General features: G+C 71.4%; 22 protein-coding genes. 10 read left to right on the forward strand and 12 right to left on the reverse strand.

Annotation, left to right across the window (positions count from 1 at the left end):
• Nucleotides 1-21 precede the first annotated feature (21 nt).
• Genes AB0Q90_RS05000 through AB0Q90_RS05020 form a run of 5 tightly spaced genes read left to right on the forward strand, consistent with a single transcriptional unit; the run spans nucleotide 22 to nucleotide 9,794 of the window.
• Nucleotides 22-2,031 carry a hypothetical protein gene (locus AB0Q90_RS05000; protein WP_363159048.1) on the forward strand — a complete coding sequence of 670 codons (2,010 nt, stop codon included), beginning with the start codon at nucleotides 22-24 and terminating at the stop codon, nucleotides 2,029-2,031.
• Entirely contained in the window at nucleotides 2,028-3,233 is a 1,206-nt protein-coding gene (locus AB0Q90_RS05005) for a contractile injection system tape measure protein (protein ID WP_363159049.1), read from the forward strand. The genes AB0Q90_RS05000 and AB0Q90_RS05005 overlap by 4 nt, the downstream gene beginning before the upstream one ends.
• Nucleotides 3,230-4,540, forward strand: a complete 1,311-nt coding sequence (locus tag AB0Q90_RS05010; protein WP_363159050.1) for an ATP-binding protein — start codon at nucleotides 3,230-3,232, stop codon at nucleotides 4,538-4,540. Before AB0Q90_RS05005 ends, AB0Q90_RS05010 begins: the two co-directional genes overlap by 4 nt.
• Nucleotides 4,537-9,501 carry a hypothetical protein gene (locus AB0Q90_RS05015; protein ID WP_363159051.1) on the forward strand — a complete coding sequence of 1,655 codons (4,965 nt, stop codon included), beginning with the start codon at nucleotides 4,537-4,539 and terminating at the stop codon, nucleotides 9,499-9,501. Before AB0Q90_RS05010 ends, AB0Q90_RS05015 begins: the two co-directional genes overlap by 4 nt.
• Complete coding sequence (locus AB0Q90_RS05020; protein ID WP_363159052.1) at nucleotides 9,498-9,794, forward strand: hypothetical protein; 297 nt, start codon at nucleotides 9,498-9,500, stop codon at nucleotides 9,792-9,794. Before AB0Q90_RS05015 ends, AB0Q90_RS05020 begins: the two co-directional genes overlap by 4 nt.
• Before the next feature lie 54 nt (nucleotides 9,795-9,848).
• Here AB0Q90_RS05020 and AB0Q90_RS05025 read toward each other — a convergent pair whose 3' ends face one another.
• A complete protein-coding gene (locus AB0Q90_RS05025; RefSeq protein WP_363159053.1) occupies nucleotides 9,849-11,264 on the reverse strand; it encodes an MFS transporter in 1,416 nt (471 codons plus the stop codon).
• Nucleotides 11,261-12,469, reverse strand: a complete 1,209-nt coding sequence (locus tag AB0Q90_RS05030; protein ID WP_363159054.1) for a M20 family metallopeptidase — start codon at nucleotides 12,467-12,469, stop codon at nucleotides 11,261-11,263. Before AB0Q90_RS05030 ends, AB0Q90_RS05025 begins: the two co-directional genes overlap by 4 nt.
• Before the next feature lie 98 nt (nucleotides 12,470-12,567).
• Between AB0Q90_RS05030 and AB0Q90_RS05035 the strand changes: the two genes are divergently transcribed.
• Together AB0Q90_RS05035 and AB0Q90_RS05040 are read left to right on the forward strand one after the other, a co-directional pair.
• A complete protein-coding gene (locus tag AB0Q90_RS05035) occupies nucleotides 12,568-13,659 on the forward strand; it encodes an Lrp/AsnC family transcriptional regulator (protein WP_363159055.1) in 1,092 nt (363 codons plus the stop codon).
• Between the two features lie 270 nt (nucleotides 13,660-13,929).
• On the forward strand, nucleotides 13,930-14,358 hold the full coding sequence (locus tag AB0Q90_RS05040) for a MerR family DNA-binding transcriptional regulator (RefSeq protein ID WP_363159056.1): 429 nt from the start codon (nucleotides 13,930-13,932) through the stop codon (nucleotides 14,356-14,358).
• A gap of 58 nt (nucleotides 14,359-14,416) precedes the next feature.
• On the opposite strand, the gene AB0Q90_RS05045 is transcribed toward AB0Q90_RS05040, so the two are convergent.
• From AB0Q90_RS05045 to AB0Q90_RS05080, 8 genes are all read right to left on the reverse strand, one after another.
• Entirely contained in the window at nucleotides 14,417-14,818 is a 402-nt protein-coding gene (locus tag AB0Q90_RS05045; protein WP_363159057.1) for a cupredoxin domain-containing protein, read from the reverse strand.
• Nucleotides 14,819-14,982: 164 nt separating this feature from the next.
• Nucleotides 14,983-15,174 carry a hypothetical protein gene (locus AB0Q90_RS05050; RefSeq protein WP_363159058.1) on the reverse strand — a complete coding sequence of 64 codons (192 nt, stop codon included), beginning with the start codon at nucleotides 15,172-15,174 and terminating at the stop codon, nucleotides 14,983-14,985.
• A 116-nt stretch (nucleotides 15,175-15,290) separates the two neighbouring features.
• Entirely contained in the window at nucleotides 15,291-15,812 is a 522-nt protein-coding gene (locus tag AB0Q90_RS05055) for a hypothetical protein (RefSeq protein ID WP_363159059.1), read from the reverse strand.
• A complete protein-coding gene (locus tag AB0Q90_RS05060; protein ID WP_363159060.1) occupies nucleotides 15,809-16,486 on the reverse strand; it encodes an ABC transporter ATP-binding protein in 678 nt (225 codons plus the stop codon). Before AB0Q90_RS05060 ends, AB0Q90_RS05055 begins: the two co-directional genes overlap by 4 nt.
• Complete coding sequence (locus tag AB0Q90_RS05065) at nucleotides 16,461-17,240, reverse strand: isoprenylcysteine carboxylmethyltransferase family protein (protein ID WP_363159061.1); 780 nt, start codon at nucleotides 17,238-17,240, stop codon at nucleotides 16,461-16,463. Before AB0Q90_RS05065 ends, AB0Q90_RS05060 begins: the two co-directional genes overlap by 26 nt.
• On the reverse strand, nucleotides 17,233-17,514 hold the full coding sequence (locus AB0Q90_RS05070) for a hypothetical protein (protein ID WP_363159062.1): 282 nt from the start codon (nucleotides 17,512-17,514) through the stop codon (nucleotides 17,233-17,235). Before AB0Q90_RS05070 ends, AB0Q90_RS05065 begins: the two co-directional genes overlap by 8 nt.
• 30 nt (nucleotides 17,515-17,544) lie before the next feature.
• Nucleotides 17,545-17,796, reverse strand: coding sequence for a DUF2933 domain-containing protein (locus tag AB0Q90_RS05075; protein WP_363159063.1), 252 nt, complete (start codon nucleotides 17,794-17,796; stop codon nucleotides 17,545-17,547).
• 53 nt (nucleotides 17,797-17,849) lie between these two features.
• A complete protein-coding gene (locus AB0Q90_RS05080) occupies nucleotides 17,850-18,113 on the reverse strand; it encodes an SHOCT domain-containing protein (protein ID WP_363159064.1) in 264 nt (87 codons plus the stop codon).
• A 204-nt stretch (nucleotides 18,114-18,317) separates the two neighbouring features.
• On the opposite strand from AB0Q90_RS05080, the gene AB0Q90_RS05085 reads away from it, so the two are divergent.
• The 3 genes from AB0Q90_RS05085 to AB0Q90_RS05095 all read left to right on the forward strand — a co-directional run bounded on the left by AB0Q90_RS05085 (nucleotide 18,318) and on the right by AB0Q90_RS05095 (nucleotide 21,954).
• Nucleotides 18,318-21,122: a heavy metal translocating P-type ATPase gene (locus AB0Q90_RS05085; RefSeq protein WP_363159065.1), complete on the forward strand. Its 2,805-nt coding sequence runs from the start codon at nucleotides 18,318-18,320 to the stop codon at nucleotides 21,120-21,122.
• Nucleotides 21,119-21,451 carry a metal-sensitive transcriptional regulator gene (locus tag AB0Q90_RS05090; protein WP_363159066.1) on the forward strand — a complete coding sequence of 111 codons (333 nt, stop codon included), beginning with the start codon at nucleotides 21,119-21,121 and terminating at the stop codon, nucleotides 21,449-21,451. Before AB0Q90_RS05085 ends, AB0Q90_RS05090 begins: the two co-directional genes overlap by 4 nt.
• A 155-nt stretch (nucleotides 21,452-21,606) precedes the next feature.
• Nucleotides 21,607-21,954, forward strand: a complete 348-nt coding sequence (locus AB0Q90_RS05095; protein WP_363159067.1) for a hypothetical protein — start codon at nucleotides 21,607-21,609, stop codon at nucleotides 21,952-21,954.
• Here the strand turns inward: AB0Q90_RS05095 and AB0Q90_RS05100 are convergent.
• A complete protein-coding gene (locus tag AB0Q90_RS05100) occupies nucleotides 21,947-22,240 on the reverse strand; it encodes a putative quinol monooxygenase (protein ID WP_363159068.1) in 294 nt (97 codons plus the stop codon). The genes AB0Q90_RS05095 and AB0Q90_RS05100 overlap by 8 nt on opposite strands.
• A 22-nt stretch (nucleotides 22,241-22,262) precedes the next feature.
• On the reverse strand, nucleotides 22,263-24,824 hold the full coding sequence (locus AB0Q90_RS05105; protein ID WP_363159069.1) for a GH32 C-terminal domain-containing protein: 2,562 nt from the start codon (nucleotides 24,822-24,824) through the stop codon (nucleotides 22,263-22,265).
• Between the last annotated feature and the right edge of the window lie 52 nt (nucleotides 24,825-24,876).

The raw sequence follows: 24,876 nt of genomic DNA on the forward strand, positions 1-24,876 counted from the left end.
GGCAGTCAAGGAGAGAATCGCATGACCGCCAACCAGTACCCGTTCTTCGAGAGCGGTCAGACCCTGACCGCGGCCGACCTCAACATGGTCCGGGAGTTCCAGCACGCCCGCGACCGCCTGGTCGGGCGGATGACCGGCTTCGGCGTGAACTGCGGCCTCGGCGGCAGCGTCTCGGGCACCACGTTGACGATTCAGCCGGGGCTGGCCGTGGACCAGCAGGGCGAACCGCTCGTGCTGCCCGCCGCACAGCCGATCACCCTCGCGCCTGCGGCGATGACACCGTCGTACGACTTCATCGACGCCGCTCCCGGCGGCTTCAGCGTCGTGCTGGAGGCGACGGACGTCGGGCAGGCCGCCCCGGACTGCGGTGAGAGCGACTGTGCCGGGCATGCCACGCTGCACACCGTCGGCGTCGAACTGCGGACCGTCGCCGGCCGGGTCACCGGCACCCGCATGGACTTCGTCGAGGACGAGCTGCTGAAGGCCGAGCCGATCCGGCTGGCCCTGGACTCGACGCCCGTCAACTCCTACACCAACCTGCGCGAAGCGGTCGCGAAGCGGCTCACCAACGGCACCGAGCCGCTGGTCGACCCCGCCCTGATCGCCAAGCTGAGGGCGACGTCCGTCGCGGACGCGGACGCGCCCGGCGTCAAGGGCTACAAGAGCGGCTGGCTGAACATGGTGCTGTTCGCCACCCTCGACCTGCTCCGGGCCCGGGCCCTGCTGCGCCTCGGCTGCGACCGGACAACCACACGCCCCGGCGTGGTGCTCGGCTGGGTCCACCAGGTCGGCTCCGACTGGCAGTTCGAGTGCGCCTACCGGCACGCCTGGGAGCCGCCGAGGGGCCTGGCCGAAGCGTTCTTCGGCGGGGCGTGCAGCAACCCGGTGTCCGTGTTCCAGGACGAACTGGAGGCACTGCTCGCGGGGTTCGCACCACCGGATCCGGCCCCCTCGGGCGGCGTCAAGCCCCCGGTGTTCTGCCCGAAGGGCTCGATCCTCATCCGCGGCAAGTGCGTCAACGTCTTCTTCCCTCCCGTGAAGCTGCCCGACAAGTGGACCGACTCCTGGAAACTCAACCCGCTCGACCCGATCTGGTACCCGCCCTTCGAGCCGAAGTGGAAACAGCCGTGGAAGGTCTACGAGACCGACGGCTGGGACTTCTTCGACGACGGGGTCATCGGCGCCACGGACTATCTGGGGCACGAGGCCGACGCCGTCAAAAGCGAGTTGCAGAAGTTCATCGTGGAGAAGGGCGGCGTGGCGGACGTCCAGGTGGTCGACATCGGTGCCGTCGACACCATGAAGGGCTATCTGCCGTCGGGCGGCTTCAGTCCGTCCGACACGATCGTGCTCACCAAGAACGCCGCCGGTAAGGTCATCGCGGCCGGCCGCGTACCCGCCGTACGCAACACGCGCAGGGTCGGCAACCAGCTGGCCGAGGCGGTGGCCGCCGCCGACACCGCCAAGTCCGCCGCCACCGAAGTGCGCGGCCTCACCACGTCGGTGAAGGCCCGCATCGACACGGCCGAGGCGAACTTCTCCGGCCTCAAGCGTGAATTCACCTCGCTCCAGGGCGACTTCCAGTCCTACAAGGGCGGCGCCTTCGACTCCAGCGGTTTCGGCGTCCGAATCGCCACCGCCGAGGCGCAGTTGAAGCACTTCGAGGAGGTCCAGCGCCGTATCTCCCTGGTGGAGGGCAAGGTGGACGTCCTGTCGAAGGTGCCCAAGGAGCGGACCCTCGACAGGAGTCTCGGCAAGGGCATCTCCGAATTCACCCAGGCCACTGTTGCCGCGATGCAGTCGCTGCCGGATGTGCAGAACCCCAACTTCCAGCGCTACACCGCCGCCGCGGATCGGGCCCGCGTCGACCTGGATGCCGCGATCGAGGCGGGCGACCCCGCACGCATCACCGAGGCCGCGCTCGCCGTGCTGGGCAGCGTCCGCACGATGGTCAAGGCCTCCGGGGTCTCCGCGGAACACGGCCGCGCACTCGACGCTCAGCTGCGGGACCTGGGCGGGCTGATCACGTGACCGACGTCGCGGTGGACACCGTACGCCTGCGCGGACCGCACGCGCGGCGCCTGGCACGCGTCGCCGCACGCGCGCTGCCCGCCGCACTCGAACGCGCCCTGGCGGACGTCGGCGACGTCCGGGTGGACGAGCTCGTGGTGCGGCTCGACCTGGATGTGACGGCCTACGACGACGAGACCCTCGCGATCCTGTGGGCCGACGCGGTACGCGCGCAACTGATCGCAGTGCGGGGGGAGTTCGCAGCGGACGTCCGTCGGTCGTCGGCCGACGGTCCGCCGCGCGGGCACGTTCCCGGGCCCCGGAACGTACTCACCGCAGTGCACGCACTGCGCACGACGGACGACGCGGAACCGAGCACGCCGATTCCCCGGGCGGTCCTGAGGCTCGGCGACCCCGGGACCGCGCGAGCCGTCGCCGACGAGCTGGGCGCCGACGCGTGGGCGTCCCTGCTGCGCGGACTCTCCCACGCGCTACGGCTTCCGGTGCCGGGCCGGGGCACGGCACCGGCAACCGGCTCGGCTGCACCGGCGGAGGGCACTGCGCCCCCGCGCCTGCCCGCCGTGTCCGAGGCGGCCGATGCGGGCAAGTGCCCGGCCGGCGAGGCCGAAGCCGCCTCGGCGGGATCGGAACTCCCCTTCGGTCCGGGCGACATCCTCGACGTCCTCGACGTACTGGCACAGCTGGTGGACGAGCGGACGGCGGCCGTGGAGACCGCGGCCGTGACCCGGGGCGCCGGTCTGGTTCTGCTGTATCCGTGGCTGGCCGAGCACTGCCGCCGGGCCGAGGACCTCCATCCGGGCCTGGACGGCCTGTCGGTCCGGGAGGCCGCCCTGGCCGCGATCGTCGACCCGGGCGATCCCGCCCTCGCCGACGACCCGTTCGTGCGTCTGCTGGCCGGGCGCACAACGCCCGAACCGGCCGTGCCGCGTGTGCCGTTGCCCCGGCAGGACGAGGTGGCCGAGTCGGCCGTACAGGTGCTGGCCTCGTTCGCCGCCCTGCTCCCTGGGTTCGAGCGCTCCTCGCCGGCCTACGTCCGCGACTGCTGGATCGCCCGCCTGGGCATCCTCGACCACGACCGGGATCCGGTACTGCTCACCGCGGCCACCCGCCCGCTCGACGTCGTTCTGACGCAACTCCCCTACCCCGTGGGCCTGATCAAGCTGCCGTGGTCGCCGCCCTTCACCGTGCGGTTCCGGCCATGAACGCGCTCCCCACGCCCGTCGCCGAGCTGCGCGCCGCGCTGGAGATGCTCGACGCGCTGATCCAGGTACGGCTGGAGGAGCGCCGCGGGGGGCCCGGCGGGCGGCGGCTGAGCATCGACGAGGACACGGAGGGCCTGCCCGACGTCCAGCGCTTCGCCGGCACCGGCCCGCTCGCGGAGATCGTCACCGCCGCGGGCCTGACGGCGGCCGAGGCCGTCGTCCTCACGGCAGCCGTCGCCCCCTGCGTCGACGAACGTTTCGACGCGCTGTACGGCATGCTCACCGACCGCCCCGGCGTCACGGCCCTGACCGGGGAGGTGGCCCGGACGCTGGTCGCGCGCTCCTTCCGGGGCCGCCTGGACGCGACGGTCCTGCTGTCGCCCCACGGGCGGCTCCAGACGCACGGCCTGCTGTCGCTGGACCCGCCGGGCGACCTGTCAGGGGTGGTACGGCCGGACCCGCAGGTGCTCGCCTGGATGCTGGGGCTGCCGTCGAGTCCGGGCGTCGCGACCGCCGACTTCCCTGCCCGGCCGCTGACCACGGTGCACACCCTCGACGACGTCGTCCTGCCCGCGACCGCCCGCGACCGCATCGACGACCTGACGGGACGGATCGCCCACCGGGACGTCGTCGTGGAGCAGTGGGGCTTCGGGGCGCACCACGACAACGCCGCCGGTCTGATCGCGCTCTTCCACGGCCCGCCCGGCACCGGCAAGACGATGACCGCGGCCGCGATCGCCCGGACGGCCGGGGTCCCCGCCTACCTGGTGGACCTGTCGGCGCTGGTCTCGAAGTACATCGGCGAGACCGAGAAGTCGCTGGCCAAGGTCTTCGACCGGGCCGCCCGGGAGCGCTGCATCCTCGTGTTCGACGAGGCCGACGCGGTCTTCGGCGCCCGTACGGAGATCGACGACGCCCACGACCGGTACGCCAACCAGGAGGTGTCCTACCTCCTGTCGCGTATCGAACAGCATCCCGGGATCGTCATCCTGACGACCAATCTCGTGGCCAACATCGACACGGCGTTCCAGCGCCGGATCCATGTACTGGTGGAGTTCCCCGAACCTGGGCCGGGCGAGCGCGTACGGCTGTGGTCCACGGTCGCCCCGCCCCGGCTGCCGGTGGACGGCGATGTCGACCTGGTCGCCCTCGCGCACCGCTTTCCGCTGACCGGCGCGCAGATCCGCGAGGCGACCCTGGAGGCCGCCTATCTCGCCGCCGCCGACGGCAAGGTCGTCACCGACGAGCATCTCCTGACCGGGATCCGCCGCCAGTACGAGAAGTCCGGAAGGTCGGTGCCGGGGTGAGTCGGGTTGCCGAGCGGGCCCGGCCCGAGCGGACGGCCCCGGCGTCGTCGCCGGCCGTCGGCGAGGCGAACCCGTCCCTCACGAAGGTTCCCAGGCCGCAGGGCAAGGCGACCGTGGTCGCTCTCGAACCGCTGGTCGCGGGCGGGCTGACGGCGCTTCAGGCCGAGTGGGGTGTGGACGGCGGGGTGGTGGTGCTCACCGGCGGGGTCCCGTTCGCGGACGTCAGCGGCAGGGCGGGGTTCCGCGCCGACGGCTCGCTCGACGGCGTCGTCCGCATGCGCACCCGGGTCGGATTCCTGGGCCTCGACCTGGGCGAGGTGGCGTGGACGGTCCACGACTGGAGTCCCGAGGCACCGCTGGCCACACCCGCGATCACCCTGCGCGGCAGCACCCTCGCCGTGGACCTGGGACCGCTGCCGCGGGGCGCGACCTGGACGGCCCCGGGCGGCATCGACGCCCCCCGCCACGGCGACCGGGTCGTCGTGCACCTGCCCGGCGAGGCCATGCCGCCGGGGCTGCCCCTGAGCCCTCGCCTGGCGGAGGTCTACCGCGGTCTCGGCCTCGACGTCTCGCACCTGCGGGTGCACCCGGACATCCAGGTCGGCGGAGCCCCGGCCTTCGTCACCGACGAGAACCTGTTTCTCGCGCCGGGGATCCACGGCGTGGACAGCCCGGAGACGCTGCGGATCCTGGACGCCGCGGTCCGGGCCGCGTTGACCGGTCTGCTCGGCGCGGTCGGCGGGGAACCGGCGTCGGTGGTGCCGCCCGCACCGGCGGGGACGGAGGCGCCCGCGGCGGCCTCGACCGTCGTCCCGGCGTCCGTACCGGAGGGCCCGGCAGGTCCCGCGCAGGTTGAGGCGGCGGCCTCGCCGGAGACAGCTCCCGCCGTGGAAGGCGCTGAGGCCGAGGCCGTACCGGAAGAGCCCTCCGCCGAGGCGGCCGAGGCGCCCCCCGTCGTCCAGCTGATCATGCCGGAGCCGCCCACCGATCTGACGCCGGCGGCGGCGGCCCGGGGCCAGGCGGTGAAGGGCAGCGCCGGCCGAGCCGCGCGGGCCGCCCGCGATCTGCCCACCGCGGAGGCCACGGTCGCCGACTCCCGGGCGGCCGTCACCGAGCCGGCCGCCGAGACCGCGGCGCGAGCCCGTGAGGAGCTGGCCGCCGAACTGGGCGCCCGGCCCGCGCCGAGCCCGGAGATCGTCGAGCTCTGCGAACGCATCCGCACGGCGATCCGCTCGAACCGGCCGGAGGACGAGGACGAGCTCCTGGAGTCCGATCCGACGAAGGAGGCGCAGCAGGCCGGATCCACCGTCACCGGTTCGGTCGAGGGCCAGGTGCAGCAGGTCGGCAGCAGCTACGACGCCATGGCCTCGCCGCCGCCCGGGACGCCCGCCCTGACTCCGGATCCACTCCAGAAGCCGTCGCCCACCTCCCCGGGCATGGGCGTCGAGGCCGGCTCGGCGGCCCCGGACCCGATCCCGCCGGAGAACACCACGCTCGACGCGGACGTCGCCGCGACCGATCAGAAGATCGCCGACTCCGGTATCGACACCCGGGTGACGCGGGAGATCCCGGACGGCCCGTTCGCCGCGGCGCGGGAGGCCCGTGCGGGGCTCGGCGAGGTCGCCGAGCGCACTCCGCAGCAGATCCAGGCCGAGCAGCAGCAGGCCATCGACTCGGCCCAGGCCGACATGGCCCAGCTCCAGCAGCAGGCCGTCGCGGCCCTGCGCGGCGCCCGCTCGGGGACGGTCAAGGCGGTCGGCGGCGGCCAGACCGCTGCCGTCACCTCGGAGGAGCAGACGCGGGAGTCGGTCGCGCGCCGCGCCCAGCAGATCTACGACGACGCCCAGAAACAGGTCGACGCGCTGCTCCAGCCGCTGAGCCGCACGGCGATCGCGCGCTGGGAGGCGGGCCTGGCCCGGCTGTCGCAGGAGTTCCACGACTCCCTCGACCGGGTCAAGCGCTGGATCGACGAGCGGCACTCCGGCGTCGGCGGCACCCTCCTCGCGATCGGTGACTACATCAGCGGGCTGCCGGACTGGGTCACCGACGAGTACAACCGCGCCGAGCGCGCCTTCGGCGACGGCGTCTGCGAGCTGCTGACGAGCATCTCCAGCGATGTGAACGGGGTCATCGCGGCGGCGCGGGCCGTCATCCGGCACGCCCGCACCGACATCGACGGCGCCTTCCAGGCGATGGAGGCGGAGTTTCCCGAGTGGGCGGCGCAGGAGCGCGCCCGGTTCGGCGGGATGCTGGACGGTCTGGACAGCCGGGTCGGCGAGGCGCAGAGCGGGTTCGTCCGCGATGTCTCCCAGCGTGCGGTCACGGCCGTCAACCAGGTGCACGCGGAGGCCCAGGCGCTGCGCGAGGAGGCCGGCGGGCTGATCGGGCGTGTGGTCGCGGCGATCGAGGAGTTCATCGACGACCCGGTGCGGGCCATCATCAACGGCCTGCTGCGCCTGGTCGGCATCCCGCCCGCCGCGTTCTGGGCCCTGGTCGCCAAGATCGAGCAGGTCATCTCGGACATCGCCGACGACCCGGAGAACTTCGTCAACAACCTCGTGGCCGGCGTCAAACAGGGCTTCGAGCAGTTCTTCGACAACTTCGGCACGCACGTCCTGCACGGCTTCTGGGACTGGCTGTTCTCAGGACTGAAGACGCCGGTCCCGATGCCGCGCGACCTTTCGGCCAAGTCCCTGTTCACCTTCGCACTCCAGCTCATGGGCATCACCTGGCCGCGGGTGCGGGAGATCCTCGTACGGCACGTCGGTCCCACCGCGGTGGAGGTCGTCGAGGCGGCCTGGCAGCTCGTCTCCGTGCTGATCGAGCGCGGCCCGGACGGGCTGGTCGAGCTCGTCAAGGAGCAGCTGGCCCCGGAGAACATCGTCGGCATGATCCTCGACGCGGCGGTCGACTACCTGGTCGAGACGCTGATCGAGCAGGTGGTCGTGCGGGTCGTCGGCCTCCTCAACCCCGTGGGAGCCATCGCCCAGGCGATCGACCTGATCTACCAGGTGTGCGCGTGGATCTTCCGCAACGCCGCCCGGATCTTCCGTTTCGTCGAGGCGGTGGTCAACGGCATGGCCGACGTCGTCGCGGGCAACATCGCCGGCCTGGCCGCCTCCGTGGAGAAGGCGCTGGCCTCACTGATCCCACCGGTGATCGACTTCCTCGCCGGCCTGCTGCACCTCGGCGAGCTGCCGGGCGAGGTGGCTCAGGTCATCACCCGCCTCCAGGAGATCGTGTACGCCGCGATGGACCGCGTGATCGGCTATCTGGCCGCCAAGGCGATCGCGCTGCTCAAGCGGTTGGGGATCGGCGGCGACAAGGACGGCAAGCACGGCGCGGACGACGAACTCGGCACCACCGTGCGGTTCACCGCCGCCGACGAGAGCCATCGACTGTTCGTACGCAGTGACGGCAAACGGGCCGAACTCGTGGTCGCCTCGCAGCCGACGACGATCTCCGTCCTGATCACGGACTGGGAGGAGAAACTCAAGCAGAAGCAGCCCGGCGACGAGGAGAAGCGCGTGAGGGCAGCCGCGCTGATCGAGGTCCTCAAGGGTGCGTCGGCAACCGCCGACGCGGAAGCGACCAGGTTGGTGGAGCTGTTCGATAAGGCGGCACGTGACCCCAAGGACACCACCGAGCCTCCCGACGACAGCACCCTGGAAGCCAGTCAGCGCTCCGTCGCGGACACCCTCGACGCACTCTTCGAGCTCTTCGGCGAGGACGAGCGCAAGGAGAACCTGAAGGCCGTGCGGACGGCACTGCCGCCTCATGGCCTGGCGCGCACCGAGAAGGTCCTGGACTCCTGGAAGGAGGAGTACATCGATCCACCGGAGGCGAAACCGCTCGACGGATCTCGGGGGAAGGTCTGGTTCGTCTCGTCGTTCCAGCCCGCGGACCTCGTGCCGTCGGAGGTCCTCGACTCGGGCACGCAGCACGTCAAGCTGCTGAAGTACTTCGAGGACAAGGAGCGCAGGGGTGGTGCGGAGACCACGGCGTTCCATGACTACGCGCTGGTCAGGACTGAGCCCGGTCACGACGTTCGTGCGCACTTCTTCCGCTCACTGGGCTCACGTGTGGCGGCAAGACTGCGCACTGAGGCCGTCGCGCGCATCGGCCCTGAAGACAGCGACCTGCTGGCCAAGGTACGGAGCATCACCTACAAGCCGTCCGGCTCCGATTACGGCTCCTTCGTCCCCCCGTTCGACAGCCCGGTCTCGGTCCTGCTGCCCAAGGTGATCGTCCCGGACGGCGTGATGGTGGCGCTTCGCACCTTCGTCGCCGGTGGCAAGGTCGGAGGCGTCGACCTGAGCGAGTTCCTCGTCGAGGTGCGGCGCGACGCGAAGGGACGCTCCTACCTGGGCAATGCGATCCGCAACATCGAGACCGGACAGCACGAGTGGCTGCCGGTGTCGATCGCCGACGAAGTGCTGCAGCACGCGTTCGAGACCGGGCGGGAGGATCTCAAGAAGGGCCTCGGCTGGATCTCGCTCCTGCAGACCCTGCGCAGCCCCACCAACGGAGTGCTGTGGCAGATCGTGCGCGACCCGGTGGTCGTACCCGGCGAGAAGCCGCAGCAGGGTCGGGTCCTCGACCCCCACGGCCATGTCGCAGCGCTGTCCCGAGACCGGTTCACCCTGGTCCAGGACGGCCTCACGGTGGGCACGGGCCAGTTCCACGACGCGCTTCGGGATTTCTTCCGGAAGAACCGGTCGATGGACCCGGCCGCGTGGGTGGACGCCCTGCTGGCCCATCTGCCGACGATCATGTGGACGGGTTCGAACACTCCCCTCCCGGCCGAACTGCTGAACCAGCCCATCGGTGTCTTCTTCGCCATGCCGTCGGGCCTGTACGCCCCCGACCTGACCGTGGCACAGGTGCAGGCCGAGGTGCAGGAGCGCTTCGAACGGCAGATCGTGGCGGCATTCCGGGCGGCGAAGGCAGGCATTCGATGAACGACACACCGGGCCCCGGCAGGACATGGCTCGCGGCACGCACCGGCAAGGATCCCCGCGAGCCGGCCGCGTCGCCGGCGGAGGCGCTCGCCACGCTGGCGCAAGCCGTCCGTGAGGCGGCCGGCCTGGCGGCCCGGGCGGTGTCCGACGACGCCGAGGTACGGGAGCGGGCCCGGGCCGAGGCCGCCGACCTGCGTCGGCAGTACGCCGGCGCACCCAGCCCCGCCGAAGCCCTCGGCTCCCGGCTCGCGGCTCGCCTTCGCACGGCGGCGGAAGAACTCCGCCGCGAGTAGGGCCGCGTCCCGTCCAGTCCCGTTACGTCAGTCGCGTCCCGTCCGGTCCCGTTACTAGTCGCGTCCCGTCCGCCGGGCCACCGCCGTCACCGCCGCCGCGCCGAAGGCGAGGACCGCGCAGAGCAGCCAGACCGTCACGTACCCCGACTCCGCCGGCGTCCCGTCGCCCGGGCCCTGTCCCGCCGAGGCGGCCAGCAGGGTGACGATCACACCGCCCGCGATCGCGCCGCCGAGCGTCTTGGCGTTGTTGTACAAGGCGGTGGTCACACCGGTACGGGAGGGATCGCTGCCCTCCGCGATCACGGTGGGCAGTGCGCCGAGCGCCACCCCGACCCCAAGTCCCGCGAGTACCTTCGCCGCCACCAACTGCCAGACCTCGGCGTGCAGGGCAGCCGTGACCAGGAAGCTCGCGCCGATCAGGGCGAACGCGAGGGCCAGCGCCGGGACGTAGCCGAGACGTCCCGCGATGCGCGCCGTGAGCGAGGAGGTGACGACCGCCGTCACCCCCGCCGGCAGGATCACCAGGGAGATCTGCAGGGCCGAGAGCCCGAAGCCGTACCCGGTACGGTCCGGGTCGGCGGCCAGGAACGTGGCATCGGGCGACAGGCTGCCGAAGTACACGACGCCGAAGGCGAGGGCGCACAGGAAGAACGGTGCGACCCGGCGATCGGCAAGCGCCCGCACGTCCACCAGCGGATCCGCCGTGCGCAGTTCGACCACCGTCCAGGCCAGTCCGAGGAGCACCGCGAGGAGCAGCTGGCCGAGCACCGCCGCGGAGAGCCAGCCGTCGTCCTTCGCGGCGGAGACCCCGGACAGGAGCAGCACCATGGTCCCGCTCAGGAGCACCGCGCCCGGCCAGTCGAGCCGGCCCCCTGCGGTGCGCGCCGACTCCGGGATGACCAGGAAGGAGACGGGGACGCACACCGCGGCGAGCACGGCCGGGACGAGGAGTGTGGTCCGTACGTCTCCCGTGACCTGATGGACCGCGCCCATGACGACCCCGCCGAGCAGGGTGCCGAGGGCGAGTGCCCCGACGAGCCGTGCGATCGCTGAACGGGCCAGGTCCACCGGCAACCGGTCGCGGACCAGGGCGATCTCCAGGGGCAGCAGGGCGGCCAGCGGGCCCATCAGCACCCTGCCCGCGAACAGCATCGGCAGGGACTGGGCGAACGCCATGAGCAGGGTGCCGGCGGCGACGCAGACGAGCGCGACGCGCAGCACCCGCCGGTGGCCGTACAGGTCGCCGAGCCGGCCGAGCACCGGTACGGACACGGCGGCGGCGAGCAGTTGCGCGGAGATCACCCAGGTCAGCTCGGCGTCGGGGATGGCGAGCTCACGCCCGATCTCCGGCAGCAGCGGCGTGATCCCGCCCTGGAGGAACCCGCTCGTCAGCTCGAAGAGAACCAGCAGGCCGACGACGGCTCCCACGGACGCGGGTCGTTCCGGCGCCTGGGCGACGGTCTGGCTCACGAGCACTCCTCGGCGGTTTCCTGAAGGCGGCGGGCGGCGAGTTCGGCGAGCAGGACGGCGGCGTCGAGGACGGCGCGGTCGTCGAAGACCGCCCGGGGCGAGTGGTTGTAGGGGGCGGTGGCCGGGTCGCGGTCCGGCGGGCAGGCGCCGATGCCGACGTAGGCGCCCGGGACCTCGCGCAGTACGAAGGAGAAGTCCTCCGACCCGGAGAGCGGGCGCGGCGCCTCGAAGACGTGGTCCGCGCCGAGGAGTTCCCGCGCGGTGCGCAGCGCGAACGCGGCCTCGGCGGGGTCGTTGACCGTGACCGGGTAGTTCTCCTGGTAGTCGATCGCGACGTCCAGGCCGTGTGCGGCGCCGATGCCCCGTACCGTCCGCTCGATCCCGGCCCTGACCGCGCCTTGCGTCTCCGGGGAGAAGGACCGCACGGTCGCCTGGAACTCGGCGGACTCGGGAATCACGTTGCCCGCGGAGCCGGCGTGCAGCGAACCGACCGTCACCACCGCCGGGTCGAAGACGTCCACGGTGCGGGTGACCATCGTCTGCAGGGCCGTGACCATCTCGCACACGGCCGGTACCGGGTCCTTCGCGGAGTGCGGCGACGAGCCGTGGCCGCCCGAGCCGTCGACCCGGACCGTGACCGCGTCGGAGGCCGCCAGCATCGGCCCCGGACGGAGGGCCGCGAAACCGGTGGGCAGCAGCGTCGAGGTCACGTGCAGCGCGTACGCCGCCACCACCCGGCTCCCGGCGGCGTCGAGGACCCCTTCCTCGATCATCAGGGCGGCCCCTCGCATGCCTTCCTCGCCCGGCTGGAACATGAAGACGACATCGCCCGCAAGCTCGTCGCGCCGGGCGGCGAGCAGCCGCGCCGCACCCACGAGGCCCGCGGTGTGCAGATCGTGCCCGCACGCGTGCATCCGGCCGGGGATCTCGGAGGCGTACGGGACACCCGTGTCCTCCTGGACGGGCAGGGCGTCCATGTCCCCGCGCAGCAGGACCGCGGGTCCCGGCCGGCCACCGCGCAGCACCGCGGTCACCGAGCTGAGCTGCTTCCCCGGCGTGATCTCCAGCGGCAGACCGGCGAGCGCGTCGAGGACCTTGCGCTGGGTGAGCGGCAGGTCGAGCCCCAGCTCGGGTTCCCGGTGCAGGTCGTGTCGCAGCCGGACGAGGGAGTCTTCGAGGACGAGGGCATCACTGTGCTTGAACATGGCAGGTATAGTGCCGATCCTCCTGATCGCCGCCGTTCACATGCAGGAATCCACCATTGGCCGGTGATCGTTTGCAGGAACCGGCCACATCATGGAACGTGAGGCGCAGCCCCGTGCTCGACGAACTCGACTATCTGCTCGTCACCGCGCTCCAGGTCGCCCCCCGCGCCGACTGGCAGACGATCGGCGACGTCCTCGGTCTCGACGCGTCGACCGCCGCACGCCGCTGGGCCCGCCTGACGCGGGCCGGGCACGCCTGGATCAGCGTCCACCCGAGGGCGCACGCGCACGCACCCTCCGTCGTCGCCTTCATCGAGGTCGACTGCTCGGCCGGCCGGCTCCACGAGGTCGCCGCCGAGATCGCCGGGGACCCACATGTCTTCAACCTTGAGCACGCCAGCGGCGGCCGGGACCTGCTCGTCACCGCCGTCTTCACCGACCAGGCCGAACTCGCCCGCTACGTCGGCTTCCGGCTCGGCGCCCTCGACGGCGTGGCCGCCTCCCGCACCCAGATCGCCACCACCCTCCACACCGAGGGCAGTCGCTGGCGCCTCGACCGCCTCACCGAGGAGCAGCGCCGACGACTCGCACCCGCGGCCACCGCCGGGGCCCGGCCGCAGGGCGGCAGGATGCTCCAGGGGCGCGATCTGGAACTCGTGCAAGCACTCAGCGAGAATCCCCGGCAGCCCGCCGCCCAGCTCGCCGAACGCACCGGCCTCAGCCCCACCACAGTCCGCCGCCGCCTCGACCGGCTCGACGCCGAGCACGCCCTCGTCTACCGCTGCGAGGTCGCCCGGGCGCTCTCCGGCTGGCCCGTCTCGGTCTCCCTGTGGGCCGCCGTCCCGCAGAGTCAGGCCACCCGGCTCGCCGAACGCATCAGCGCGCTGCGCGAGATCCGCCTCTGCGCCTCCCTCTCCGGCCCGTACAACCTGCTGCTCGCCGCCTGGCTGCGCTCGGTCGACGACATCGCCTCCTTCGAGTCCCAGCTCGTCGAACGCTTCCCCGAACTCGCCGTATCGGACCGGGCGCTGACACTCTGGCAGATGAAACTGGGCGGCCACCTCCTGGACCCGCAGGGCCGCCACCTGCGCCCCGTCCCGCTCGGTCTCTGGCACGACCCGCACTCCGAAGCGGCCGAGGCGGCACTCCTCGACCGCCTGCGCACCCCGCCGGGCCTGTCGGACCGGTGACCGGATCGGCGGACGTGATCACGGCGTCGGTGCCGAGCATGTCCGGGATGCCGAGCGCGTCGATCGTGCCGTTTGGTCCCCGGAACAGGCCGCAGGAGACTGACGCCTTGGTACCCGGCACCGCGAAGGGATCCACACCGTCGATGAGGACGGTGGGCGAGGCGTTCACCCCCAGCCGCACCGCCTGCTACTCGTCGGCGACCTCGACCAGCGCCGCATCGGCGTCGCGGCCGTCCAGCGCGGTGGCAGGTCAAGTCGTACGCCACAGGTATGCGCATCGGCGAACTGGCCGCCGCCTGCGGAGTGACGGCCAAGACCCTCCGCTTCTACGAGCAGGCCGACCTGCTACCCGTACCGGCACGCACGGGCGGCGGCCACCGCGACCACCCGCCCGAGGCCACGAATCGGCCGGCCTTCATCCGCGACGCCCAGTCCGCCGGGCTCACCCTGGCCGAGATCCGCTCGGTCCTCACCCTGCGGGACTCCGGACAGAGCTCGCAGCCCACATCCGTCCGAGTGCGTGCGCCGAGGCGGGTACCCGCGTCATCATCGGCCGCCCAGCAGGAGGGTGGCAACGGGGTCACTCTGCCCACCGAGGAGCAGCCCCTGCGGATCGCCGAGTGGGGCGCGCTGTTCACCGAGCACCCGGCAGCAGCCCACCGACGAGCGGCCGGACCAGGCGCAGGTTCGAGCCGGTGATCGCGGTCCGGGGTAAGGCACGGTCGTCCCCCCTTCGCCGTCCGCTGGGGCCGAGGTGTCAGGTCACGGTGAGGGTGCCTTTCATGCTCGGGTGGAGGGTGCAGAGGTAGGAGTAGCTGCCCGGCGTGGACGGGGCGGTGAACGTGGTGGTCGCTCCGCCCGTGATGTTGCCGGTGTCGAAGACCTTGTCCCCGGTGGCGGTCACGGTGTGCGCTTCCGAGTCCCGGTTCACGACGGTGACCTTCGTTCCGGGGCGCACCTGCAGGTTCGCCGGGCTGAAGGTGAAGTTCTCGATCACAATCCTTGTCCCGACCGGGCTGGCGCTGGTCGCGGTGGGTGAGGCGCTGGTGGTGGCGGGGCTGGTGCTGTCGCCGTTCGAGCAGCCGAGCAGGGTGAGCAGGGCGCAGGCGCTTCCCATGGCGAGTGCGGTGCGGGCCCGGTGCGGAGCGGTGAGTGACATGCGGGTGGGCCTTTCTGGCGAGGGTGCTGCGGGGTAGGCCGCGGCCGGAGGCCGACTGGGGTACTCACGTTCGTCCTGGCCGGGGGTGTTCGCCATGGCGGTACCGCCATCCGCCTCGCCGGTTCATCGGAAGGACGACGCGAAGCCGCCGTCGGTGCGCAGTGTCATCGGGGTGCGACGGCTGTGCGGCGGAACATGACGGCCGCTGCGGTGGTGAGGGCGGCCAGCCAGGCGAGGGCGATCAGCAAGGGGCCGGTTTCGTCGAAGGTGGGGGTGAGGGCGGCGTCGATCAGGACGCGGTCGGCACCGTAGCCGGGCAGGGCGTGGGCCCAGTCGGGCGGGGCGGGGCGGAGCATGGGGCTCTGTTCGATGCCGAGATCGATGAAGGGCAGCAGGAAGGCGATGAGTACGCCGCCGACCCGGCCGAAGAGCGGGCCGAGCAGGACGCCGACGAGGGCGTAGGTGAGCGCGATCAGGACGCTGGCGGCGATGTACAGGTCCCATCGGCTGGCGTCGAAGCGTTGACCGGACTGGTGACCAGGGTGCCGATCAGCGCCCCGATCGCTAGGTAGATCACCGCGTACATCAGCGTTCCGGCCAGCACCCGCCCCGGGTCGTCACCGATACCCGTCCGCGCCGTCAGGGCCAGCAGAGCCGCCGCCGTGGCGATCAGCGCCAGGGCCAGGCCGGTGGCCAAGCGGGCCGCCACCAAGCGTGAGGGGGCGAGCCCGGCCAGGACCAGGCGGCGGTCGGCGGCGCGGGCGGCGCGCATCTGGAAGTACATGGCGATCGCGGCGATGAACCCCGCGGCCCACCCGGCGGTGGCGGTCTGCACCGCCGGGCCACCGGGGCCGCCGAGCAGTTCGGCCGAGTCCGCCAGCGGGCGTGCGGCCACCACCACGAACACCACCGGCACCAGGATGAGCACCAGCAGGTTCACCGGGGTGCGGGCGGCCTCGGCCAGGAAGCGCCGTGCGAACAGCGTGGTCCTCATCGGGGCACCGCCCGTCCGTCCCGCAGCTCGATGATGCGGTCGAAGCGTTCTTCGTCGGTCACGAAGTGACTGATGATCAGCACCGAGCGTCCCGCCTGGCGGTGTTCGCCGACCAGCTCCCAGAATTTCAGGTAGGTGTCGAAGTCGAACCCGGCGTAGGGCTCGTCCAGCAGCAGCACGTCGGGGTCGGCCAGCAGCGCCAGGCCCAGGTTGAGCTTGGAGAGGGTGCCGCCGGAGAGGTGGTCGGTGCGCATGGCCGCATACCTCTCGAACCCCAGCGCCTCGTACAGGGCCCGGCGGGCACGGCGCTCGGCCTGGTCGGTCAATCCGTAGGCGCGGCCGAAGAGTTCGAAGTGCTCGTCGCAGGTGAGGCGTTCGTAGACAACGGGCTCCTGCGGGCAGTAGCCGAGCCGCCCGCTACGGGTCACCGTGCCTGCGTCGGCGGCCAGGGCCCCGACCAGGATCTTCATCAGGGTGCTTTTGCCGGACCCGTTCTCGCCGACCAGGCCGACCACCTCGCCAGGGGCGAGCGCGAGGTCGACGCCTTTCAGCACCCGCACCCGCCGCGGGGCGGGCCACACACCGCGCCGGTAGGTCTTCTCTATCCCGGCGGCCGTCAGCACCGCCCGGTCGCCAGGTGGTCCGTCATCACGACGGGCGTCGACCGCTGCCATGTGCCACCTCCTCGGACCGGGTTGATCGGCTCCTCCCGGTGTGGGAGTGGTGGGAGACGGCCGTGCGCGACGGCCGCGGCTGATGCCCGGATGCGGCGTGAGGACCTGGCGGGAGCGTGGTGCCGCGAACAGGGCGGTGGCGTGGCAAGAACGCCGGGGTACGGGCGGCGTAGGCGTCCCACTGCTCGCCGAATTCTTTGGCGACCTCGCGTTCCTCGCTGCGGGCGAGGCGTACGTACACGTACACCAGGACCGGGAACATGATCAGGGTGGGAATGGTCGGCCACTGCAGCAGGAAGCCGATCATGATGAGCAGGAAGCCGTCGTACTGCGGGTGGCGCACCCACGCGTACGGGCCGGTAGTGGCGAGTTCGTCGTGCTGGGCGGCGGCGTGCAGGCGCTTCCAGGCGGCGGCGATCAGCCAGAATCCGGTACCGATCGCGACGTAGCTGACCAGGTGGAAGGGGCTCAGATGCGGGTCGCCCTGCCAGTTGGTCAGGTCGTTCCACAGGTGCCCGCCGGCGTGGGTGTCCTTCAGCAGCGGGAACTGGTTGCCGAGCCAGCTGCCCAGCAGATAGATGGTCAGCGGGGTGCCGTACATCTCGGTGAACAGCGCCACCAGGAACGCGCCGTAGGCGCCCATCGCCCGCCAGTCCCGCTTCGTCCTGGGGTGGAAGAAGCCGGCGGCGAACACCACGAAGAGCAGGGTGTTGAGGACCACGAGAGGCCACAGGCCGTAGGCCGCGTCAGCCATGACGCCCTCCCACCGTGTCGGTCGGTCCGGTGGGGATGCGGCGCTGCCCGCGGGCGAGGGCACTCATGCGGCGCCGGTAGGTGGCCGCGTCGATGCGGCCGTGAAGCCGCAGGCCCACCAGCCACCGTTCCGCTTCGGCCGGCGCGGCGCGCCGTCCGCGCAGGCGGGCCAGCGGCGGGCGGCGGGGCTCGTCGGGGGTGATCAGGCGGGCGATGTCGTAGGCGATGCCCGCCAGGATCAGCGCCCCGAGCAGTGCGGCGATCACGGCGGCCATGGCACTCACCCCCTCCCCGGGCCGGGGCGGTCAGGCCCGTCCGGGCCCGGTGCGGTGGTCGTGCTTGTGCAGCGGGTCCTCGTCCCGGTCGTCGCGGTGTTGATCGCGTCCGCCGTGCATGTCCTGGCCGTGCATGCTGCGCATCATGAAGAACATCATCAGCGGGCAGGCGGCGACGAGGGCGAGCCAGACGAGGCTCTCCAGGGACGCGCCGACGATCAGGGCGCCGACCACGACGATCGCGGCGGCGAGGGCGTACATACCGTAGTTGCGCTGGTTCATGACTGGCCTCCTTCGGCGGAGGGCCGTGGGCCGCAACCAGGGCGGCCGTGTTTTCAGGTTTTGGTGAGAGGGCCGGCGTGCAGCGCGTCCAGGCGGCGCCGGTACTCCTCCTCGTCGATCTCCCCGCGGGCCAGCCGCTCACGAAGGATGTCCTCGGGCGTGGGCGCGAGGGGGGTGTGGGTGTGCTCGTGGGGGCTGTTGAGGGCGCGGAAGAGCAGCACGACGACCGTGATGATCAGTGCCCAGAACAGGATCATGCCGGCGGACATCGCGAACCAGCCCCATCCGCTGACGTCATGGTCGTACCAGAACATCATCGCCACTCACCTGCTTCGGCTTGTCGGCGACCGGGGGCCGGACGGGCTCCCCAGGGACTTCCTGCCTTCACCTGCATCGTCCCTCTGCCCGGTGTGGCGGTCTGGGGCCGGACGGTCCAGGACCGGTGGGCCGTTCAGCCCCTACCTGGCAGGGGTACCCGAGCGCAGGCTGGAGGTGGACCGAAGTGGGAGGCGAGCAAGCTCATGGGTGCCGTCGACATCGTTGTGGTTCTGGCCTCTGCCGTGCTGGTCGCCGTTCTGGTCTGGTACTTTTTCGGGCCGCGCCGGGCCGGTGCCGCCCGGCTGGAGGGCGGCGTACAGCGGGTGGAGGTGACGGTTCGGGGCGGCTACAGCCCCGACGTGATCAAGGTCCGCCAGGGCACGCCGGTGGAGTTGGTCTTCGACCGGCAGGAGGCCGGCGAGTGCACCTCCCGCGTGGTCTTCCCCGATCTCAAGGTCGGCGCGGGCCTGCCCGCCCACACCCGCACGACCGTGCGGCTGAGCCCGGACCGGCCGGGTTCCTTCGGCTTCGCCTGCGGCATGAACATGATCCACGGCACTCTGCTGGTCGAGCCCGCGGCGGGCTCCGCACCGCCCACCAGGGACGGCGCCGATGCCACGGCCACATCCCCGCCTGCCCCTGCCGCTTCGGCCGGCGCACCCCCGGCGGGTGAGGAAAGGACCGCAGCCGAGGCGGAGGCCGCGGACGCCGCCGAGCGGCAGGCGGAGATCAAGGACCTCACCCGCAGGGTACTGACGGGCGCGACGCTCACCGCCCCGGTGCTGTTCGCCGTGATGGCGCACGAACTCTTCGGCGCCGACTGGGTGCCCGGCTGGATGCTGAACCACTGGCTGCAGCTGGCGCTGATCACGCCGGTGATGTTCTACACCGGGTGGCCGATCCACGTGACGGGCTGGCTGACCCTGCGGCACCGGGCCGCCGACATGAACTCCCTGATCACCCTCGGCACCAGTGCCGCCTACGGCTACAGCCTGCTGGTCACTCTCGCCCCCGGCCTGTTGCCGGAGGACTTGCGGGAGGTCTACTACGAGGCTGTCGGCGTGATCCTGACCCTGATCCTTCTCGGACGGCTCCTGGAGGCCCGTGCGAAGGCCGGCACCGGCGAGGCCATCCGTGCGCTGCTGGGATTGCAGGCCCGCACCGCACGGGTGGTGCGCGACGGCACCGAGACCGAGATCCCGATCGAGGACGTCGTGGTCGGGGACGAGATCGTCATCCGGCCCGGAGAGAAGATCCCTGTCGACTCCGAGGTCCTCTCCGGCTCCTCCGCGGTGGACGAGTCCATGGTCACCGGCGAGCCGATGCCGGTCACCAAGCGCGCCGGGGACACGGTCATCGGGGCCACCGTCAACGGCACCGGTTCCCTGCGGGTACGCGCGGCCAAGGTCGGCGCGGACACGATGCTGGCCCAGATCATCCGCCTGGTGCAGCAGGCCCAGGCGTCCAAGGCCCCCATCCAGCGGCTCGCGGACGCCGTGTCGGCGTACTTCGTGCCCGCGGTCATCGCGATCGCGATCGGCACCTTCGCCGTCTGGTTCACCGTTGGCCCGTCGCCCGCCCTGACGTTGGCGCTGGTGTCGGCGGTGGCGGTGCTGATCATCGCCTGCCCGTGCGCGCTCGGACTGGCGACTCCGCTGTCGGTGATGGTCGGCACGGGCAAGGGTGCCCAGGCCGGCATCCTGATCCGCTCCGCCGAGGCCCTGGAAACCGCCCACAAGCTGGACACGGTGGTCCTGGACAAGACCGGCACCGTCACCGAGGGCAAGCCCGTCCTGACCGACGTCCACACAGCCGACGGCTTCGGCGAACCCGCACTACTGCGGCTGGTGGCTGCGGCCGAGGCCGACAGCGAACACCCCCTCGCCCACGCCATCGTCACCGGCGTCCATGACCGCGGCATTCGCCCGCCCGCCGCGACCGGCTTCGACTCGGTCACCGGCAAGGGCGTCCAGGCCACCGTCGACGGACGCGCCGTCCTGGTCGGCACCGCCCGGCTGCTGGGCGACGTCGGCATCGACACCACCGCTCTGACCGCCGTCGCGGCCAACCTGTCGGCCGAGGGCAAGACCCCCGTACTCGCGGCCGTCGACGGACGCCCCGCAGGCGTCCTCGCCGTCGCCGACACCGTCAAGGACGACTCCGTCTCCGCCATCGCCGCCCTTCAGCGCCTCGGCATCGAGGTCGTCATCATCACCGGCGACAACGCCCGCACCGCCGCGGCCATCGCCGCGCAGGTGGGCGTGGACCGGGTGCTGGCCGAGGTGCTGCCCGAGCACAAGGCCGACGAGATCCGCCGCCTGCAGGGCGAAGGCCGCATCGTCGGCATGGTCGGCGACGGCATCAACGACGCCCCCGCCCTGGCCGCCGCCGATGTCGGCCTGGCCATCGGCACCGGCACCGACGTGGCCATCGAGGCCGCCGACATCACCCTGATCTCCGGCTCGCTGAGCGGAGTCGTCACCGCGATCCGCCTGTCGCGGGCCACCATGCGCAACATCCGCCAGAACCTGTTCTTCGCCCTGATCTACAACGCCGTCGGTGTCCCTCTCGCCGCAGGCGCCCTCTACCCGCTGTGGGGCATCCGGCTCAGCCCGATCATCGCCGCCGCCGCCATGGCGCTCAGTTCGCTGTCGGTCGTCACCAACGCCTCCCGGCTGCGCCGTTGGCGCACCCAGCCACTGCCCGAGGCCCAGCCCGCCCGCGTCCAGCCCCGGGTCGAGTCCGCCGCCGACCCGGCCCAGGCCGACAGCATGGCCGCGGCGGGGCATGGGCACCACCACCCCGCCGCCCAAGGCGAGGGCACCGTGGTCGCGGACCCGGTGTGCGGCATGCAGGTGGACAGGACCACCGCTGCCGAACACCGGCAGACCGAGCACGGCACGTACTACTTCTGCTCCGCTCACTGCGCCGCCGCGTTCGACGCCGACCCGGACCGCTACACCGCCCCCACGACCGACAGCCCGCGCAAGGGAGGTGAACCTCGATGACCACCGCTCCAACCGCCCCTCGCCACTCCCCCGAACAGCACACCCAGGCACCCGGTTACGCCGACCACAAGGCCGACCACCTGGCCCGCCTGAGCAAGATCGAGGGCCAGATACGCGGCATCTCCCGCATGGTCACCGACGACCGCTACTGCATCGACGTCCTCACCCAGATCACAGCCGCCAGCCGGGCCCTCCAGGAAGTCGCCCTTGCTCTCCTCGACGACCACGTCCGCGGCTGCGTCACCGACGCCGCCCGTACCGACCCGGCCCAGGCCGAGGAGAAGTTCGCAGAGCTGAGCGACACCTTGCGCCGCGCAGTGCGTCTGTAGCCACACGGACGGAAGCCATGACGACAGCCGACGATCATTCCCTTCTCTCTCAATTGCTGCTGTAGGCCGCGCCCTCGGCTGCGCGCGTTCACGCGTGCGCTCAGCCGAGCCCGCACGCGACCGAACAGAAGCCCTGTCGAGCAGAGGACACCCCTGTGAACAGCATGAACCGCCGCTCCGTCCTGCTGGCCGGCCTCAGCGTCGCGGGCGCGGGCGCGCTCGCCGCCTGCAGCGGCTCCAGCCGCACGCCTGCCCTGATCAGCCCCTCCGGCCCGGCCGTCGCCGCCGCCGACAAGAAGCGCACCAAGAGCGGCAGGACGCACGAACCGACCCTGACCGCAGCACGGTCCAAGGTCGACCTGGGCGCCGGACTCACGGCCAGGACCTGGGCCTTCAGCGGCCGGACCCCCGGCAAGGAGCTGTCCAGTGCGAGCGGTTGTGCCCCCGCGAGGCACCCCTGCCCCGGCTGTCATCAGGCCCCGGGACGGGGAGGCGTCAGGTGACCGGATTCAGGAAGGTCAGCACCGAGGCGTCCTCCTCGATCAGCGGGGCGAGGGCAGCGTTGAACGGGCCACCGTACGGAGCCTTCAGGTGCGCCTGGAAGGCGTCCTCGTCCCGGTACACCTCGAAGATCCAGTAGGCGCGCGGGTGGGACGCCTTGGTGTAGACGTCGAAGACGAGGTTGCCCTCTTCCTCGCGCACCTTCTCGGCGTACTCCAGGATCAGGCGGGCGACCTCGTCCTCCGCTCCCTCACGGGCGGTGAACTCGGCGAGCAGGGTCTTCTTCACGGGCTGTGTCCTTCGGTCGGGTTCAGTCGCGGTAGGAGTCGAGGTGCCAGACGCGAGCCTGGTCCAGCTTCACCGAGCCGTTCTCGGCGAAGATCTCCACCCCCTGGCTGGCGGGGTCGGGGAAGATCTGGTCGGTGATCACGGCCTCGCCGCTGCCGCCGAAGACCTCGACGGACGACCAGTCGACGAGGATCCGCAGCTTGACCTTGCCGTTCTCGGCCTTCAGCGGTGCGCTCTGGACACCGGGGAAGGTGCTGTTGAAGTCCACGGCGCCGGAGCGGGTGCGGTCGACGTACAGCTCCTGCGTCGTGGCGTCGTAGCCGATGACGGTCTCCTCGCCGTCTGCGCCGGTACGCACCTTCAGGCCGAAGCGTTCGGCGTCGTTGAGGGAGAAGGTCGCCTCGATGTCGAGTGCCTTGCCCTGGGCCGCACGGCCGATCAGGGTCTTCGAGGTGTTCCTGACCGTGACACCGGCCGCCGTGGCCGGGCTGCTCTGCCGCAGGGACTCCAGGCTGCCCACCGGCTTGCTCGTCAGCCTGATCTGCCCGTCGATCGTGCGCAGGGCCATCTCCCGGGGAGCGCTCTGCGCGCCGCGCCACGGGGAGGTGGGGATGGCGCCGCTGTAGTCCCAGTTGTTCATCCAGCCGACCATGTACCGCTTGCCGCCAGGTGCGTTCTCCCAGGACACGGCCGCGTAGTAGTCCTTGCCGTAGTCGGCCCAGTCGGCGCGCTGCACAACGGACTTGGCGGGCTTGTCGGCCTCGGTGAACTGGTCGGCCAGGATGTGACCCCAGCCGGCGTCGTTCATGTCAACGATCTGGATCTGTGCCTTCTTGCCCGCGTAGGGACGCAGGTCGAAGGAGGCCCAGTCCAGGCTCTCGCTGTTGGAGCCGGTGGCGCTGCGCACGACCTGGCCGTCGACGATCAGGTTGACCGACGTCTCCTGGGAGACGGGCCGGGCCACGGCGTCGGACAGCATGATGTGGTCGACGTTGAGGTGACCCCAGCCGCCGGTGTTGTCGTCGACGATCCTGAGCCGCGCCTTCTTGCCCGCGAGGTCGCTGACGTCCCACGAAGCCCAGTTGAGCGCCTCGGCGTCCTTTCCGGTCGCGCTGCGCACCACTTCCCCGTCGACGACGAGTTCGAGGGCAGTGGGGTCGGCGGAGCCCGACGGGTGGTTGCCGCCGCCGATGAGGAAGTTGATGTGCTTCTTGTCGATGGTGAACTCGGGCGAGGTGAGGGTGCCGGTGGTCGAGTCGCCGTTCAGGTAGGTGTTGACCAGGCCGCTGCCCCGGAATCCGGAGACCTCCTGTTGGTTGGGGAGGGTGCCGGTGGCCGGGGCCGAGCCGAAGGCGTCCCCGGCCGTCGTCCAGTCGCCGTAGCTGCCGCCCTCGAAGTCGGCGAGGACCGTGCCCGCGGGCGGCTCTTGCTGCTCCATGACGGTTCCGGACTCGTGCGGATGCCGTCCACCGCCGACCCTGAAGTTCAGGTAGGAGCTGTCGACGGTGAACTCGGGCGAGGTGAGGGTGCCGGTGGTGCCGTCACCGCTGTGGAAGCTGTTGGCGAGGCCCGTGCCGTCGTAGCCGGCAACCGTTCCCTGCCCGGCCAGGGCACCGGCCGTGGGCCCGTCGCCGAACGCGGTGCCGGTGGTCGTCCACGTACCGAAGTCGGCGCCCTCGAAATCCTGCACCACCGTGCCGGTGGGCGGGGTGTAGGTGCCCTTGGCCTGGGCGGTGAACTTCTTGCCGTCGAAGTCCCCGATGAAGTACTGGGAGCCCGAACCGCCCGCGATACCGCCGGGGTTCATGCTGACGACCAGGACCCACTTGATGTTGTTCTCGTCCCCGTCGACCGCGAGGGGGAACAGGTCGGGGCACTCCCACACGCCGCCCGTCGCGCCCTGCGGCCCGAACTCGCTCTGCAGCTCCCAGTCCTTGAGGTTCTTGGACGTGTAGAACCGCACCTTGTGCTCGGTGGACAGCGACACCGTCATCACCCAGCTCCTGGTCGGCGCGTACCACTGGACCTTGGGGTCGCGAAACTCCTTGGAGCCGATGTCGATGACGGGGTTGCCCTGATACTTGGTCCAGGTGCGGCCGCGGTCGGTGCTGTAGGCGAGCGACTGGGCCTGTGTGCCGGCTGCCTTGTCATAGCTGGTGTAGATCGCCACCATGGGCGGGTTCTTCCTGGTGCCGAAGCCGGTGGTGTTGTCCCAGTCGACGACCGCGCTGCCGGAGAACACCATCTCCTCGTCGTCGTGCGACAGGGCGAGCGGCAGCTCCTCCCAGTGCACGAGGTCCTTGCTCACCGCGTGCCCCCAGGACATGTCGCCCCACGAGTTGCCGCCCGGGTTGTACTGGTAGAAGAGGTGGTACTCGCCCTTGTAGTACACGAGGCCGTTGGGGTCGTTCATCCAGTTCTTCTCCGGGGTGAAGTGGAACTGGGGCCGGTAGGTCTCCGAGTGCGGCGGGGAGTCGGCGGCCACGGCCTGGGGGGCGAGCGGGGCTGCGGACAGGGCGCAGACCGTCGCCACCGCCGCGATCATCCGTGTGCGGGCATGCCGGGATACACGTCCAGAGCTCATGGTGTCTCCTCTGTTGCGGCCGTCCGCGCAGCGAAGCCTGCTGCCCGGCGCG

Origin of the sequence: Streptomyces sp. NPDC079141, assembly GCF_040686775.1 — a bacterium.
GTDB lineage: Bacteria > Actinomycetota > Actinomycetes > Streptomycetales > Streptomycetaceae > Streptomyces.